This is a genomic window from Shimia thalassica, assembly GCF_001458215.1.
Taxonomy (GTDB): Bacteria; Pseudomonadota; Alphaproteobacteria; order Rhodobacterales; family Rhodobacteraceae; genus Shimia; species Shimia thalassica.
Genome location: NZ_CYTW01000005.1, coordinates 74,908 through 88,089 on the forward strand (window position 1 = coordinate 74,908; position 13,182 = coordinate 88,089).

13 protein-coding genes are annotated in these 13,182 nt (G+C 55.5%); 5 read left to right on the forward strand and 8 right to left on the reverse strand.

The genetic code is table 11. The features are described from left to right. Positions 1 to 14: 14 nt before the first annotated feature. A complete protein-coding gene (locus tag PH7735_RS17190) occupies positions 15 to 1,646 on the reverse strand; it encodes a GMC family oxidoreductase (RefSeq protein ID WP_058312662.1) in 1,632 nt (543 codons plus the stop codon). A gap of 117 nt (positions 1,647 to 1,763) precedes the next feature. Between PH7735_RS17190 and PH7735_RS17195 the strand changes: the two genes are divergently transcribed. The 4 genes from PH7735_RS17195 to PH7735_RS17210 all read left to right on the forward strand — a co-directional run bounded on the left by PH7735_RS17195 (position 1,764) and on the right by PH7735_RS17210 (position 5,928). After that, on the forward strand, positions 1,764 to 2,996 hold the full coding sequence (locus PH7735_RS17195; protein WP_058312663.1) for a TRAP transporter substrate-binding protein: 1,233 nt from the start codon (positions 1,764 to 1,766) through the stop codon (positions 2,994 to 2,996). A gap of 102 nt (positions 2,997 to 3,098) precedes the next feature. After that, on the forward strand, positions 3,099 to 3,767 hold the full coding sequence (locus tag PH7735_RS17200; RefSeq protein WP_058312664.1) for a TRAP transporter small permease: 669 nt from the start codon (positions 3,099 to 3,101) through the stop codon (positions 3,765 to 3,767). After that, the gene (locus tag PH7735_RS17205; protein WP_058312665.1) at positions 3,767 to 5,125 is read left to right on the forward strand and encodes a TRAP transporter large permease; all 1,359 of its coding nucleotides are present in this window, start codon (positions 3,767 to 3,769) and stop codon (positions 5,123 to 5,125) included. The genes PH7735_RS17200 and PH7735_RS17205 overlap by 1 nt, the downstream gene beginning before the upstream one ends. A gap of 11 nt (positions 5,126 to 5,136) precedes the next feature. Continuing rightward, positions 5,137 to 5,928 carry an IclR family transcriptional regulator gene (locus PH7735_RS17210; protein ID WP_058312666.1) on the forward strand — a complete coding sequence of 264 codons (792 nt, stop codon included), beginning with the start codon at positions 5,137 to 5,139 and terminating at the stop codon, positions 5,926 to 5,928. A 47-nt stretch (positions 5,929 to 5,975) separates the two neighbouring features. On the opposite strand, the gene eda is transcribed toward PH7735_RS17210, so the two are convergent. From eda to PH7735_RS17245, 7 genes are all read right to left on the reverse strand, one after another. Next, the gene (gene eda / locus PH7735_RS17215; RefSeq protein ID WP_058312667.1) at positions 5,976 to 6,620 is read right to left on the reverse strand and encodes a bifunctional 4-hydroxy-2-oxoglutarate aldolase/2-dehydro-3-deoxy-phosphogluconate aldolase; all 645 of its coding nucleotides are present in this window, start codon (positions 6,618 to 6,620) and stop codon (positions 5,976 to 5,978) included. Position 6,621: 1 nt separating this feature from the next. After that, entirely contained in the window at positions 6,622 to 7,563 is a 942-nt protein-coding gene (locus PH7735_RS17220; RefSeq protein WP_058312668.1) for a sugar kinase, read from the reverse strand. After that, a complete protein-coding gene (locus tag PH7735_RS17225; protein ID WP_058312669.1) occupies positions 7,560 to 8,294 on the reverse strand; it encodes a FadR/GntR family transcriptional regulator in 735 nt (244 codons plus the stop codon). Before PH7735_RS17225 ends, PH7735_RS17220 begins: the two co-directional genes overlap by 4 nt. A gap of 115 nt (positions 8,295 to 8,409) precedes the next feature. After that, entirely contained in the window at positions 8,410 to 9,264 is an 855-nt protein-coding gene (locus PH7735_RS17230; RefSeq protein WP_058312670.1) for an amidohydrolase family protein, read from the reverse strand. 20 nt (positions 9,265 to 9,284) lie between these two features. Beyond that, on the reverse strand, positions 9,285 to 10,421 hold the full coding sequence (locus PH7735_RS17235; protein WP_370737392.1) for a mandelate racemase/muconate lactonizing enzyme family protein: 1,137 nt from the start codon (positions 10,419 to 10,421) through the stop codon (positions 9,285 to 9,287). After that, positions 10,409 to 11,314, reverse strand: a complete 906-nt coding sequence (gene kdgD, locus PH7735_RS17240) for a 5-dehydro-4-deoxyglucarate dehydratase (RefSeq protein ID WP_058312671.1) — start codon at positions 11,312 to 11,314, stop codon at positions 10,409 to 10,411. The genes PH7735_RS17235 and kdgD overlap by 13 nt, the downstream gene beginning before the upstream one ends. A 111-nt stretch (positions 11,315 to 11,425) precedes the next feature. After that, complete coding sequence (locus PH7735_RS17245; protein ID WP_058312672.1) at positions 11,426 to 12,166, reverse strand: FadR/GntR family transcriptional regulator; 741 nt, start codon at positions 12,164 to 12,166, stop codon at positions 11,426 to 11,428. A 167-nt stretch (positions 12,167 to 12,333) separates the two neighbouring features. Between PH7735_RS17245 and PH7735_RS17250 the strand changes: the two genes are divergently transcribed. Further along, positions 12,334 to 13,128 carry an NAD-dependent epimerase/dehydratase family protein gene (locus tag PH7735_RS17250; RefSeq protein ID WP_058312673.1) on the forward strand — a complete coding sequence of 265 codons (795 nt, stop codon included), beginning with the start codon at positions 12,334 to 12,336 and terminating at the stop codon, positions 13,126 to 13,128. Positions 13,129 to 13,182: the final 54 nt, after the last annotated feature.

A 13,182-nucleotide genomic window follows, 5' to 3' on the forward strand; every position in this document is an offset into this window, starting at 1 on the left:
ATTGAGAGTTTGAATTAGGGCGCGCTGATCGCGGTTTTGCGATCTTGCAAAATCATATCGCTGGCTTTTTCGCCGATCATGATGGTGGGGGCGTTTGTGTTGCCCGAAACCAAATCCGGCATGATGGACGCATCCGCCACCCGAAGGCCGCGCAGACCGTGCACGCGCAGACGGTCATCCACCACGGCCTGCGCGTCGTGACCCATTCTGCAGGTGCTTGTCGGGTGATAGATGGTCTGGCTGATGTCTCTGGCGCATTGTAGCAGTTCGTCATCTGACTGGGGATTGTTGTCAGGGACATGTTCGCGCACGATATAGGGGCGCAGGGCTTCGGTCTGTGTCATGGCACGCGCAAATTTGACGGCCCGAATGGCACAAAGCTGATCTGCGGTGGCTGACAGGTAGTTCGGCACAATCTTTGGATAGTCCCGTGCGTTTGGTGTTGATATGTGGATGTGTCCGCGGCTTTCCGGACGCAACTGGCACACAGAGGAGGTGATCCCCGAAAACGGATGCATCTCGATGCCGGGCTTGTCGGCGCTGAGGGGTTGAAAGTGGAATTGGATGTCGGGTGTTTCGAGCCCCTGCATCGATTTGGCAAAGATACAGACTTGACTGGCGCCAAGGCTCATTGGTCCTTTTCTGAACATCGCGTAATTCAGACCAATCCCCATGCGGGGCACAAAGTGGTTGATGGCGTCATTCAGGGTCTGCGTGTTGACCTCGTAGACAAGCCTGATCTGCAAATGATCCTGCAAGCATTCTCCGACGCCGGGAAGATTGTGCCTGACTTCCACCCCTGCCTTTTTGAGCACATCGCCCTGTCCGATCCCAGAAAGTTCCAGAATTTGCGGGGACCCGATGGCACCGGCGGACAGGATTACTTCTCCGCCGTCGTTAAGGTGGGCTTCTTGCGTTTTGCCCCTGCGTGAATAGCGGACGCCAACAATGCGGCTTGGGTCATTGGGATGGAAGATCAAGGATTCCGTGTGTGCGTGTGTGATCACTTCGAGATTGGGGCGTTTTTTGGCTGGTTTAAGGAAGGCGCGTGCACTTGAGCAGCGAAAACCACCGCGCGCAGTCTGGTGGAAATAACCGGCCCCTTCCTGATCGGCGCCGTTATAGTCTTCGGTTCTGGGAACTCCCATTTCTACAGCGGCATTGATGAAGGCTTCGGAGATATCACTTTTCGCCCGAATGAGCGAAACAGACAGCCCGCCATCCCCGCCGTGAAAGTCATCTTCACCGTTTTCATGAGACTCGGAACGTTTGAACAGGGGCAAAACATCGTCATAGCTCCACCCCTTGTTGCCGCGCTGGGCCCAGCGGTCATAGTCTTCTTTTTGGCCGCGGACATAGAGCAATCCATTGATCGAACTTGACCCGCCAAGCGTCTTTCCACGGGGCCAGTCAAGCGACCGCCCGTTTAGGCCGGGATCGGGCTCGGACTTGTAACACCAGTCCGTATTCGGGTTGTGCATTGTCTTGAAATACCCGACCGGCACATGAATCCACGGGTTCACATCCTGACCGCCAGCTTCGAGAAGAATCACCCGATTCGCTGGATCGGCGCTCAATCTGTTGGCAATCACGCAGCCGGCAGATCCTGCGCCAACTATCAGAAAATCGGCTGTTTTCGGTGACATATGCTTTTCCTCCGTGGCTCGTTTTCTGGGCGGCTGCACAATTCTCTTGCGTCATTCATCAATAAGTAACTATTAATGAGACCACAAGTCTCAATAAATTCGTTAGGGAGGAATGAAATGAGCGTATCCAATAATCTGAGTAAGATTTCGAGACGTGACCTTTTTAGGGTCGCCGGACGATTTGGCATGAGTTCAACGCTTCTGGCAGCGGGGGGCTTTGGAGGAGCAATGTCCCTGGCCAATCTCGCCAGTGCTGCGGAATCGACCTACGACAAGCGGTATTCAAAACCTGCTAAACACACGCTCAAGTTCGGCGCGGCCGGCTTTAATGCGCAAAACCTGTTGATCGAGCGCGCAGGCGCGCTGGAATTCGCACGAGATCTCGAAAGCCGCACAGATGGCGAGATCCGTATTGAATTCATCGGTAACAACCAAATCTGTGGCCAGACATCCTGTGTGGAAAAAACCCAGCAGGGGATCGTCGACATTTATGCGGCGTCTACGCAAAACTCGGCGGGCGGCGCACCTTATCTGAACGTGCTGGACTATGCCTATATGTTCCCCGGTCGCGCGTCTCAGTACCATTTCCTTTATAGCCCAGAGTCACAGCGCATCCTGCGCGAACCTCTTGAAAAGCGTCACGGTCTGAAATTCCTGTTTAGCCACTGTGAGCTGCGGGGCATCCAGCTGGGTTTGGGTTGGGAAGACAAGCCGACCGTGACAAAACTTGAGCAGTTGTTTGGCACCAAAAACCGTGTGACGGGCACACAGCTTGGCCGGATTGCGATGCAGGCTTTGAACCTGAACCCTGTGCCTGTGGCTTGGGAAGAAACTCTTGATGGTCTGAAGCAGGGGCTGATTGATGGTGCGGAAACATGGGCGTCTGCTGTGGCCTATGCGAACATGTCGCCAGTGGTCAGCCAGTCCGTGGACCTCAAATTCTTCTGCGGAACCGAGCACACATCCATGAGCGCCTCTGTGTTTGATAGCCTTGAAGGATATCTGCAAGATGCCGTGATGGAATCCGCCTATTGGGCACAAACCCATGTTCAGGCCGCAAACGAGGCGGCATTGGTCAAGACGGTTGGACATTCCGATCCACAGATGCCCGGCACCATCTTTGCAGAAAACAATGTGCGCAACGCGTTCCTTGCGGATGACCAGATCAAGATGGCCGAAGAGATGTGCTCACCCGAGTTCCAACCACAGCTTTGGGAAAAGTGGCGTGACCGTTTGAACGGCTGGGCCGGTGGCATCGACACCTATCAGGAAATCTATGACATCGCGCGTCAGGTCCCCAAGGACATGAAGCCCGAAAACGTAGAGCCACGCCGGTGGTGGAAGGCCTAAGGCCAACCAACAGAACTCGAGACTGGCGTGCCACGGTGCGCCGGTTTCACTTTTTGATCCGAAAGATTGGGAACACCCAACGGATACCCAAGGGAGGGGACAATGGCACTCTGGTCTGATGTAGGCACAATTTTCAGCGCCTTCGCGTCGCTAGACAGTTATGAAATACGCAATTCTCTGAAACCTGATGCAGCATGGGTTTTTGGAACAATGGCCACCGCCGTTTTGGGTCTTGTGATGATGTGGATTTACAAAGCCGTGCCGTGGCTGGATCGACATCTCGAGCGCTCGATCATGGTCTACAGCTATCTTGCGATTGCCTTCATCATTTTCTGGGGAGTGATTGACCGGTTTGTTTTCTCCAATCAGCAACCATGGTCCACGACGATCCCGCCGTTGCTGTTCATGATTATGGCGTGGTTTGGGGCGGCCTTTAATGTCCGGTTGCGCACACACCTTAGCTTTGCCGAATTTCGCACCGCGATGCCACGCACGGGCCAACTGGCCTGTCTCACACTTGATGCGGTGTTGTGGTTCATCTTTGCGGTGATTGTCGTTGTCACGACCACGCGGGCAGCCGCCCTGTCGGCTTCCAACTTCCAGATTGTGCTGGGCACAGACAATACCATGCAATGGTGGTTTTTGATCACCGTGCCCTTTTCCGCAATTCTGATGACCGCGCGGGTTTTCGAGAATTTTGCGGATGACATACGAAATTACCGAGATGGAAACCCGATGATCAAACAAGCTGTAATCGGGGGGGATCTGTGATGGCTGATGGTACTTGGGTCACATTGATTTCATTGGGGGTGACCTTCCTGTTCATGCTCGGGGTGCCCGTTCTTCTGGTGATCGCCTATTGGGTTATCGGGTGTTCGTTTGTCTTGGGATTGACCCTTGATAATATGGGGGCCGAGTTGATGAACGTCTTCAACAAAGGCTTTGCCCTGCTCGCGATGCCCTTGTTCATTCTGACCGGCGACTTGATCAACCAATCCGGAATTGCACGAAGGCTATCCGATTTTGCCTATGCCTGTCTGGGATGGTTACGAGGGGGGCTTGCCATGGCGGCCCTTGGTGCATGCGGGCTGTTTGCTGCGATCTCGGGATCGAATTCGGCCACGACGGCGACCATTGGATCGATGTTGCATCCGGAAATGGTCAAGGGCGGGTATGATGAACGCTTCTCCGCAGCGACCGCCGCTGCTGGTGGCACCGTGGGGATCATCATTCCCCCGTCGATCATCTTTATCGTTTACGGCTTTTTACTGAACCTGCCGATTTCCGAGCTGTTCGTGGCGGGCATCATTCCCGGTGCGCTGATGGTCATCGGCATGCAGGTGGCATGTTGGGTCATTTGCCGTATCAACGGCTGGGGTCATTTGATCCCGCTCGAACTGAACCGTGTTCTGAAAACGGCCTTTGGCGCTTGGCTGGGGTTCTTTGCTATCGGGTTGGTGCTCTGGGGCATTTACACAGGCAAATTTTCCCCCACCGAAGCGGCGGGTGTTACGGTCGGGTTCTGTGTCATTGCCGGATTGGTCAGCTATCCGTTGAATGCAATCCTGGGATCAAAGAAGGACAAACCGGTTTCCGAGAAAAGCTATCTCGAGATGTTTGTTGTCGAGGGCTTTACCATTCCACAGCTTCCCTCAATCGTGGTCCGCTCGGCCCAGATCAGTGGCATTCTTGCGCCGTTGATTGCGATTTCGGTCGTGATGCAACAGATCCTGTCGTTGCTCGGGGCGCAGCAAACCATCGGGGATTTCGTGACCTCCATGGGCGGCTATCATGCGGTTCTGTTCACATCGATGGTGATTGTTTTCTTCTCGGGTATGGTACTGGAAAGCTTGCCGGTTACGATCATTCTGGCACCGATCCTTGCGCCCATTGCGGCATCGGTCGGCATTGATCCGATCCACTTTTCGGTGATTTTCCTAGTGGGGGCCTCGATTGGCTTTATCACGCCACCTTATGGGTTGAACCTCTATGTCGCATCCGGCGTGACGGGTGTTCCATACTTCAGGTTGCTTCGCTATACCGTTCCCTATCTTGCAGCATTGATCTGCGTCTGGATATTGGTCTCTTTGGTTCCAGATTTGGCGTTGATCCTTCTGCCCAACAGATAGGTCAAGACGCAATGCCAAACGGCGCAACACATTCCACCAGCGGTCAACTGCCCACCAATCTTCGGCTGCTGGTGGTATTGGAAGAAGTTGCGCGCCTTGGCGTTGCGGTGCGGCCCGTTCAGTTGATCGAGGCGCTGGGCCTGCCCAAGCCGACGGTGCATCGCCTTTTGCAAACAGCCGAAGCAGAAGGTTTTCTGCAGCGCGATCTGGACGGGGCTTCTTATGGACCGGGGCCGCGTCTGCGCGCCTTGGCCGTAAACACAGTGTCTTCCGAGCATTTGCGCACGGCGCGCCTTGCGATCCTGAAAGGGGTTGCAGAAGAGATCGGTGAAACCTGCAATCTGGCCACGCCGGACCGCGAAGGCATGACCTATCTGGATCGGGTCGAGACCAAGTGGCCCCTGCGCATTCAACTGCCTGTCGGCACACAAGTGCCCTTTCACTGTACGGCAAGCGGAAAGATGTACTTGTCGAGCCTTCGAACCCCAACCCTTGTCGGGGTTCTGAACGCCAGCCCGCTTGAGCGGAAAACCGAGAAAACGATCACTTCGCCCGAACTTTTAAGGGAAGAGCTGCGTGAAACGCGCAAACGTGGATATTCGACCGACAACGAAGAGTTTATGACCGGAATGGCAGCGCTTGCAGTGCCAATTCTGGATCAGCAAAGCCGTTTGATGGCAACCTTGTCCGTGCATGCCCCCGTTCAGCGCCAGACTCTGGACCGCATTCTGGGGTTCCTTGAACCCTTGCAGATTGCCGCCGGAAAACTGTCGCAGCTGTATGGAAACGAAACAGGTGAATGACGTGAAGGCTTGCTGCGCTTCACGTCTTTAAGACCCTGTTTGATCCCTTAGCTCGAAAGCGTTTCACTAGCCTCTCTGGCAAGCGCTTCGATGTCTGCCCAACGCCCTTGTGAAACCAATGCCTCGGGCGCGACCCAGCTGCCGCCGGCACAAATGACGTTTGGCAGGCTGAGATAGCTTTTAGCGTTTGACAGGCTGACGCCGCCGGTGGGGCAAAAGCTGATCTGGGGCAGGGGGCCGCCAATCGCCTTGAGGGCAGGGGCGCCGCCCGAGGCTTCTGCAGGGAAAAACTTTTGTACGGTAAACCCGCGTTCCAGCAACCGCATGCTTTCGCTGGCCGATGCCGTGCCGGGGATCAGGGGCAGGTCTTCTTCCAGACAGGCCTCAATCAGGCTGTCGGTCGTGCCGGGGGACACACCAAAGGTTGCTCCGGCTGCTTTTGCGTTGCGCACATCCAGAGGCGTGACAAGTGTTCCGGCACCAACCGCACAGTCCTCTAGGGAAGACATGGCCCGAATGACGTCCAGGGCAGCAGGGGTGCGCAATGTCACCTCAAGCGCAGGCAAGCCTCCGGCGATCAGAGATTTTGCCAAAGGGATGGCTTGGGCGGCGTCTTGCACGACAAGGACGGGCATAATGGGGGCCAGGCGGCAGATGTCACCGGCCAGTTTGCTTGCTTCAGCAGGAGTCATTTTAGAGTATCTCACCTTTTTGCATCCGCGATTGGATGGCGTCGTAATGCGGGATGGAAGCAACGGCTCCGACGGTTTCAACAGAGAGAGAGGCCGCGGCACACGCAAACCGCGCGGCGTCCAGAGCATTCTTCGAGCGGGAAAACTCGGCAAGAAACGCGCCGTCGAACGTGTCGCCGGCACCGGTGGCGTCCGTCAGGTTTGCGGGGAAGGCATCGATCATGTGCTGGCCATGTTCTGTGGCAACAATGGCGCCTTTTTCCGCGAGGGTCAGAACAACCATTTCAACGCCGAAAGACAGGAAGCGTTTGCAAATTTGTTCAGGGTCGCTGAGGCCGAACAGGGCTTCGGAATCTTCTATGCTTGGAAAGACTACGTCGACCAAAGGCAAAATCTGTTCCATCGCGGCGACGGCCTGTTGTGCGGTCCAAAGGTTGAGGCGCAAGTTGGTATCAAACGCAACGCGGGCCCCTGCCTTGCGCGCCAATTCGGCAGCACGGATAGATGCCGCACAGGCGGTTTCCGAAATGGCCTGTGTGATGCCGCTGATATGAAGAACGCCGACACCATCAAACATGCGCTGGTCGAGGTCATCGGGGCCGATCTGGCTGGCGGCAGAGCCTGCACGGCGATACGAGAATTGGTGCCCGTTTGGTCCGTACTCAATAAAATAGAGACCGGTTGGCGCCGCTTCAGAGCGCTGGACACGCGACGCGTCAATGCCTTCATCCGAATAGAGTTGAAGGATGTGATCGCCAAAGCCATCCGTGCCAAGATGGGTGAGCATACCCGCCTTTGCTCCGGCTCTTGTCGCGGCGACAGCCGTGTTTGAAACGTCTCCGCCAATGCCCGGGCGAATGTTGTCTTTTTCGATCCAGGAGAACTCGAACATAGGTTCACCAAAACAGAGAATGTCCAGCGCATGTGGGCGTGTAGATGTCATGGTGTTGGTCCTGTCGTCGTTTCCGTTTCGTTTCGGGTCAGCGCATCACTGGCGGAAGAGAAATGCGCCTCCATCGCGGCTGCAGCCCCCCGTGCGTCGCCATTTGCGATCGCGCGTTGAATGATCCGGTGGTCTTCTACAATGCGGTTTTGTTCGCGCTCGGAAGATTGCGCCAAACGGCCCACGGTGATGGAATGCTTCATGATTTCGCGAAGGGGTTTCACGATATAGACGTAAAGCGGGTTGTCTGTTGCCTCGGCAATGCAGAGGTGGAACCGATAGTCCAGTTCCGCAAAGGCATCGGGGTCACCAACCGCCTGTTCCATAAGTTCACACAATGAAAGAAGCTGCGCGACCTGTGCGTCAGAGCGGTTTTTGGCCGCGAGTGCTGCGGTGCTTGTCTCAACGCCGCGGCGGACTTCGAGCACCTTGTTGACCGAAAACTGTGACGTGGCCAACCCGTGGCTAAAGGTGTTTTCAAGCACATCGGGGTTCATCGCGATGACTTGTGCCTTTCGGCCATTCGACAGCTTGATGTGCCCTGCGCCCGCGAGGTGCGCCAAGGCCCCCCTGATGACAACACGGCTCACACCCGCCCGTGCGCAAAGGTCTGCCTCGGACGGAAGGTCGTCACCAGGGCGCAGGCCCGTGTCTGCAATCATTGCAGAAATGCTGTCCGCGACCCTCGCATACAGCGGACGCCGGTCCAGATTTTCGAATTCATCCGTCATATCGATCCATCAAGTGGCAGCACGGTGACTGTGCCAGATTTTTTTAAACCTATGGACCTATAATACAGGTTTGGTCCAGACGGCAAGTCTGATTTTCTGGGGCGTGTGGGCGCGATCAGCTAAAGCCGTAGAGCTGGGCGGGGGTGTCGACGAAGATTTTTTGGATATTTGCGCGGGATCCGGCCCAATCCATTGCGAGGTCGAGGAGATGGACATCGTCTGGATAGGTCTCGCGTGAATTCGACATGTTATGTGGCCAGTTGGTGCCCCAAATAATGCGGTCCGGTGCATGCTGGATCAAAGCTTTGGACAGGGCGGCAAGATCGTCAAATCCCGGGTGTCCGATCTTTGAGGTCTCGTAGCATCCCGCCAGTTTCACAAAGCAATTTCCACGATCCACAAGCCGCAACAGGGCGGCAAACTCTGCGCTGTCAGTCGTGACCGGCTCAAGAAATTTACCGGTATGGTCGATGACATAGTCGCCTTTTATGCTTTCCAGTTTTGCCATCTGCGCAAGGATATCGCGGCCGTCGAACTGTACGATCAGGGACCATCCAAAGGGATACACGCGGGCATTGACCTCGAGCATTTCATCCAGCCCCACGGCCCCTTGCAGAATGTTCATGATCCGCGCACCGCGCACGCCTTTGGCGGTCATCTGGTGCAGGTCTTCATCACTTATGTCAGCACTGACCGCGACCACACCGCGCGCCGCAGGTCCGAAATGGTCAAGCCCTTCCAGCAGGCATCTGTTGTCTTTCTGATAGGCGTTGCCCTGAACAATCACGACGCGTTCAAGACCAAGCCATTTCTGCACCTGTTCATAGTGCGAAATGAGCGCATCCGCCGGCGCCGTGGGCCCGTTGGGTTGATCGCTGTACCTGGAGCTGTCGAACAGATGGATATGACAATCCGCGGCAAGAGGCGGCAGTGCAGAGACCGGTGCGCGGCCTGTGAGTGTCCTGAACATCAAGGGTCTCCGATCCTGGATCAGACGCAGTAACGTTGAAGGGCGTCGCGGTTGATGGATATTCCGAGGCCGGGCCCGGTGGGAACCGAGACCATACCGCTTTCGTGTTCGATTGGCGTCTGGATAATTTCCTGACGGAACGGGTTGTAGGTCCGATCAAACTCGAGACGGGGCGAGCGTTGTTCATGGCTGGGTGGGGCAGGCGGCAGGATGGCGTGGAAATGAAGACCGGCGGCAAGGGCAACGGCCGTTCCCCAGACATGTGGCACAAGCCTTACGTGGTGAATGTCCGCAAGCGTGATGATTTTACGGGCTTCGCTGAGCCCTCCGGCACCACAGACATCCGGTTGCAGGATCTGCACTGTGTCTTGTTGCAGGGCCTCATCAATCGCCCAACGGCCGTGCCATGTTTCGCCAGCGGCCACCGGAATGGGCTGTTCTTGGCGCACTTGCTGATAGGCGCGCAGGGCTTCGGGCACGACGGGTTCTTCAAACCAGTGAATGTTGTATTTCGCGGCTTGGCGACCGACGGTTATGGCATCTATCGCATCATAGCCGTGATTGGCATCAATCATCAGCTCAACGTCTTCGCCAATGGCCTCTCTGACGGCCGCGATGGTGGCAAGATCACTTTCCACACCATAGCCGATTTTGATTTTAACCGCCTTGAACCCTTCTGCCACATATTGTGCCATCTCTTTGGCGCAGGCTGTGGCGTGATCGCCGCCTTCGGGGCGAAAGCCCCCAGTGGCATAGGCGGGAATGCTTGTCCGCCATGCACCACCCATAAGCTGGTGAATGGGGGCGTCAAAGTGGTGGCCGGCAATGTCCCAAAGCGCGATATCGATACCGCTTAGCGCCGTATGAATGACGCCGCGCTGCCCCTGATCGCGAAACTGGTTGTAGATATCCAGCCAGATGGGTTCGATTTCCAAGGGGGATCGGCCCAGCAGCTGTGGCGTCATCGCCCGAACCACGGCTGCGTTGATATCTGCTGGCCCCAGACATTCACCCCATCCCGTCAGGCCCGTATCGGTTTCAATTTCAACAAGCAGGTGCCTGCGGGCCCGAAATGTCGAAAAGGACGACTGGAACGGGCGTTCCAGATCATGGTGCAATATATGGGTGCGGACACTGGTAATCTTCACCAGGTGCATCCCTTGATGATGGCTGCAAGCGCTGCAATCTCGTCTTCGGTCAGGTTGGTAAGTGGGGGCCTGACGGGGCCAGAGGGGCGACCAGCCGCCGCAAGCCCGCCTTTGATGGCGGAAACGGCATAGCCCGGCACGCGGTCGCGTATCTCCAGAAACGGATAGTAGAACTCGTCCAGCAATGTGTTGAGCGTTGCATGATCCTTGGCGCGCATCGCGTCATAGAAGGAAAGGGCAAGTTCAGGCACGAAATTGAACACGGCCGAGGAATAGGTCGTCACGCCAATGGCATCGTAAGCTTCGGCAAAAACCTCGTGTGTGGGCATGCCGCCAACATAGGTGAGACGGTCTCCGCATTTCGAGACGATTTTACGAACAAGGTTGATGTCGCCGGTGCCATCCTTGAAGCCAATCAGGTTCGGGCAGGCCTCGGCGAGGCGCGCCACGCTGTCTGCATTCGCGACAGAGTTCGCGCGATTATAGATGATGACACCGATACTGACCGAGTCACACACCGCTTTGATGTGTTCGAAAAGGCCCTGCTGGCTTGCGCCGATCAGATAGTGTGGCAGCAGAAGAATGCCGTCGGCACCAGCCGATTCCACGTCACGTGCGATGTCGATCGCCATTTTCGTGCCGTATCCGCACCCCGAAATAATGGGTGTGTCACCCGCGGCGTCTTTGGCCGCCTGAACAACTTCGCGGATTTCTTGAGGTGTCAGTGAAAACAACTCGCCCGTGCCGCCAGCCGCAAAAAGGGCCGCCGCATCATATTGAGAGAGCCAGCTGACGTGTTCCTGATAGGCCTTTGTGTCGAATTCAAGCGCACTGTCGAAATGCGTTACCGGAAAGGAGAGTAGTCCAGAGCCGACTTTTTCTTTTAGATCTTGAGGGGTCATGCGCGTCTTTCCAAAGGTCGATACAAAAAGGGTGGGATCGGTGGCGTTGTCCCCAATGTATCCGCAATCACTCACCTTCTGTCAATATTTGTATGATGAATTCTGTGGCGGCTAGGAAAGCTGGGCCAACCGCGCAAGAACACGATAGCGTTCAGCTCCATTTGCAAGGTGGGCACGCATTGCCTGACCTGCGGCATCGCGGTCCCGTCTGATGATGGCATCCACGATTTCCCGATGCTCTTGCAGAATTTGAAGTTCGACTTCCGGGTCGGTTTGAAGGTTTGCCTTCTTGCGAAGTTCCGAGCGCGGGATGGTGTCGCGGCCGAGCAGATGAAGAAAGTCCACGAACTTTTGGTTGTTGGTGGCTTCTGCGATGGCAACATGCAACGCAAAGTCTTCGGACTCAGATATCTCGCCCGAGATCACGCGTTGTTTGAATTTCTGGTGGCAATCCAAAATTTTCGCTTCCTGAGCAGGAGAACAACGCAAAGCTGCAAATTCGGAAGCGCCTATTTCTACGGAAGATCGCAACTCAAGAGTTTCGATGACGCCCGCAATTGTTTGCGGGTTCTGGCTCAGAAAAGTCAGTGTTTCGTCTGTTTGCTTGGGCTCTAGGACAAACACACCGGAACCCTGTCGGGACACCAGCAAACCGTCCTGTTTAAGGCCGGATATGGCTTCGCGAATAACGGTTCTACTCACGCCGAACTCTTGCGTGAGTTTCTGTTCGGTCGGAAGTTTGGACCCCGGTGTCATATCGCCCTCAAGGATGCGCGCCTTTAATTGGGTCGCCACATATTGGGACAGGTTCAGGCCGGATTCTTTTGCCTGCTTGCGGGAGGTGCTTGCCATTGAGTGTCTTTCCGGTGCGTGTGTGTTCACTTTGCACCGGATGGCCAAGAGGGGGCAATCGTGAAAGTGGATTAGAAGAATAAATAGTCAAATTTGTATGACAAAATTGACAGGGCTCTTGCGGGCGTGTCATCAATCCGGTGAATGTAATAAAATTGGAGCAACATATGACACGTGTTTTGCTGACAGGCGCGGGTGGTAATCTGGGAAAAGTCCTTAGGGCGTCACTTGCCGGAGAATTTGACATGATCCGGCTGTCCGATGTTGCCGACATGGACCCTGCAGGCCCCAGAGAGGAGGTCGTGCAGTGTGATCTGGGTGATGCCGAGGCCGTTCTTGATCTTGTCGAAGGCTGTGATGCCATCCTACATTTTGGTGGGATGTCGGTCGAAAACACGTTTGAGACAATCCTGAACGCGAACATCCGCGGCGTCTATAATATCTACGAGGCTGCGCGAAAACACAAAGTGGGACGCGTTGTATTTGCCAGTTCGAACCACGCAATCGGATTTCACGAGCGTGAAACACGCCTTGATGCTACGGCGGAAATGAGGCCTGACAGCATGTACGGGGTGTCCAAGGGGTTTGGGGAACTGGTCGCGCGGTACTATTTTGACAAATACGGCATCGAGACGGCCTCAATTCGTATCGGATCGAGTTTTGAAAAACCCCGTAACCGCCGCATGATGGCCACCTGGCTGAGCTTTCGTGATCTTTCGGACTTGGTGAAATGCGTTCTTCGGACGGATCGGGTTGGCTATGCGGTTGTCTATGGTGCCTCTGATAATGACGAGACGTGGTGGGATAATACATTAACCGGTTATCTCGGGTGGCATCCTAAAGACAGCTCGGCACAGTTTGCTGATGACCCGGTCCTGACGTCCGAGGTGAATGACCCCAACGATCCTGCCGTGAAATTTCAGGGCGGCGCTTTTGCTTCGGCTGGTCATTTCGAGGACTAGATCAAGTCTTCGGAAAACAGCCGAATCCCGCTGGGCGTGGGTCTCTCAATTCTG

Excerpts from the sequence above, each read along its gene's own strand:
- eda (WP_058312667.1), bottom strand. The coding sequence starts at position 6,620 with ATGACTCCTGCTGAAGCAAGCAAACTGGCCGGTGACATCTGCCGCCTG.
- PH7735_RS17230 (WP_058312670.1), bottom strand. The coding sequence starts at position 9,264 with ATGTTCAGGACACTCACAGGCCGCGCACCGGTCTCTGCACTGCCGCCT.
- PH7735_RS17205 (WP_058312665.1), top strand. The coding sequence starts at position 3,767 with ATGGCTGATGGTACTTGGGTCACATTGATTTCATTGGGGGTGACCTTC.
- PH7735_RS17245 (WP_058312672.1), bottom strand. The coding sequence starts at position 12,166 with ATGGCAAGCACCTCCCGCAAGCAGGCAAAAGAATCCGGCCTGAACCTG.
- PH7735_RS17200 (WP_058312664.1), top strand. The coding sequence starts at position 3,099 with ATGGCACTCTGGTCTGATGTAGGCACAATTTTCAGCGCCTTCGCGTCG.
- kdgD (WP_058312671.1), bottom strand. The coding sequence starts at position 11,314 with ATGACCCCTCAAGATCTAAAAGAAAAAGTCGGCTCTGGACTACTCTCC.
- PH7735_RS17190 (WP_058312662.1), bottom strand. The coding sequence starts at position 1,646 with ATGTCACCGAAAACAGCCGATTTTCTGATAGTTGGCGCAGGATCTGCC.
- PH7735_RS17220 (WP_058312668.1), bottom strand. The coding sequence starts at position 7,563 with ATGACATCTACACGCCCACATGCGCTGGACATTCTCTGTTTTGGTGAA.
- PH7735_RS17210 (WP_058312666.1), top strand. The coding sequence starts at position 5,137 with ATGCCAAACGGCGCAACACATTCCACCAGCGGTCAACTGCCCACCAAT.
- PH7735_RS17250 (WP_058312673.1), top strand. The coding sequence starts at position 12,334 with ATGACACGTGTTTTGCTGACAGGCGCGGGTGGTAATCTGGGAAAAGTC.
- PH7735_RS17195 (WP_058312663.1), top strand. The coding sequence starts at position 1,764 with ATGAGCGTATCCAATAATCTGAGTAAGATTTCGAGACGTGACCTTTTT.
- PH7735_RS17235 (WP_370737392.1), bottom strand. The coding sequence starts at position 10,421 with ATGCACCTGGTGAAGATTACCAGTGTCCGCACCCATATATTGCACCAT.
- PH7735_RS17225 (WP_058312669.1), bottom strand. The coding sequence starts at position 8,294 with ATGACGGATGAATTCGAAAATCTGGACCGGCGTCCGCTGTATGCGAGG.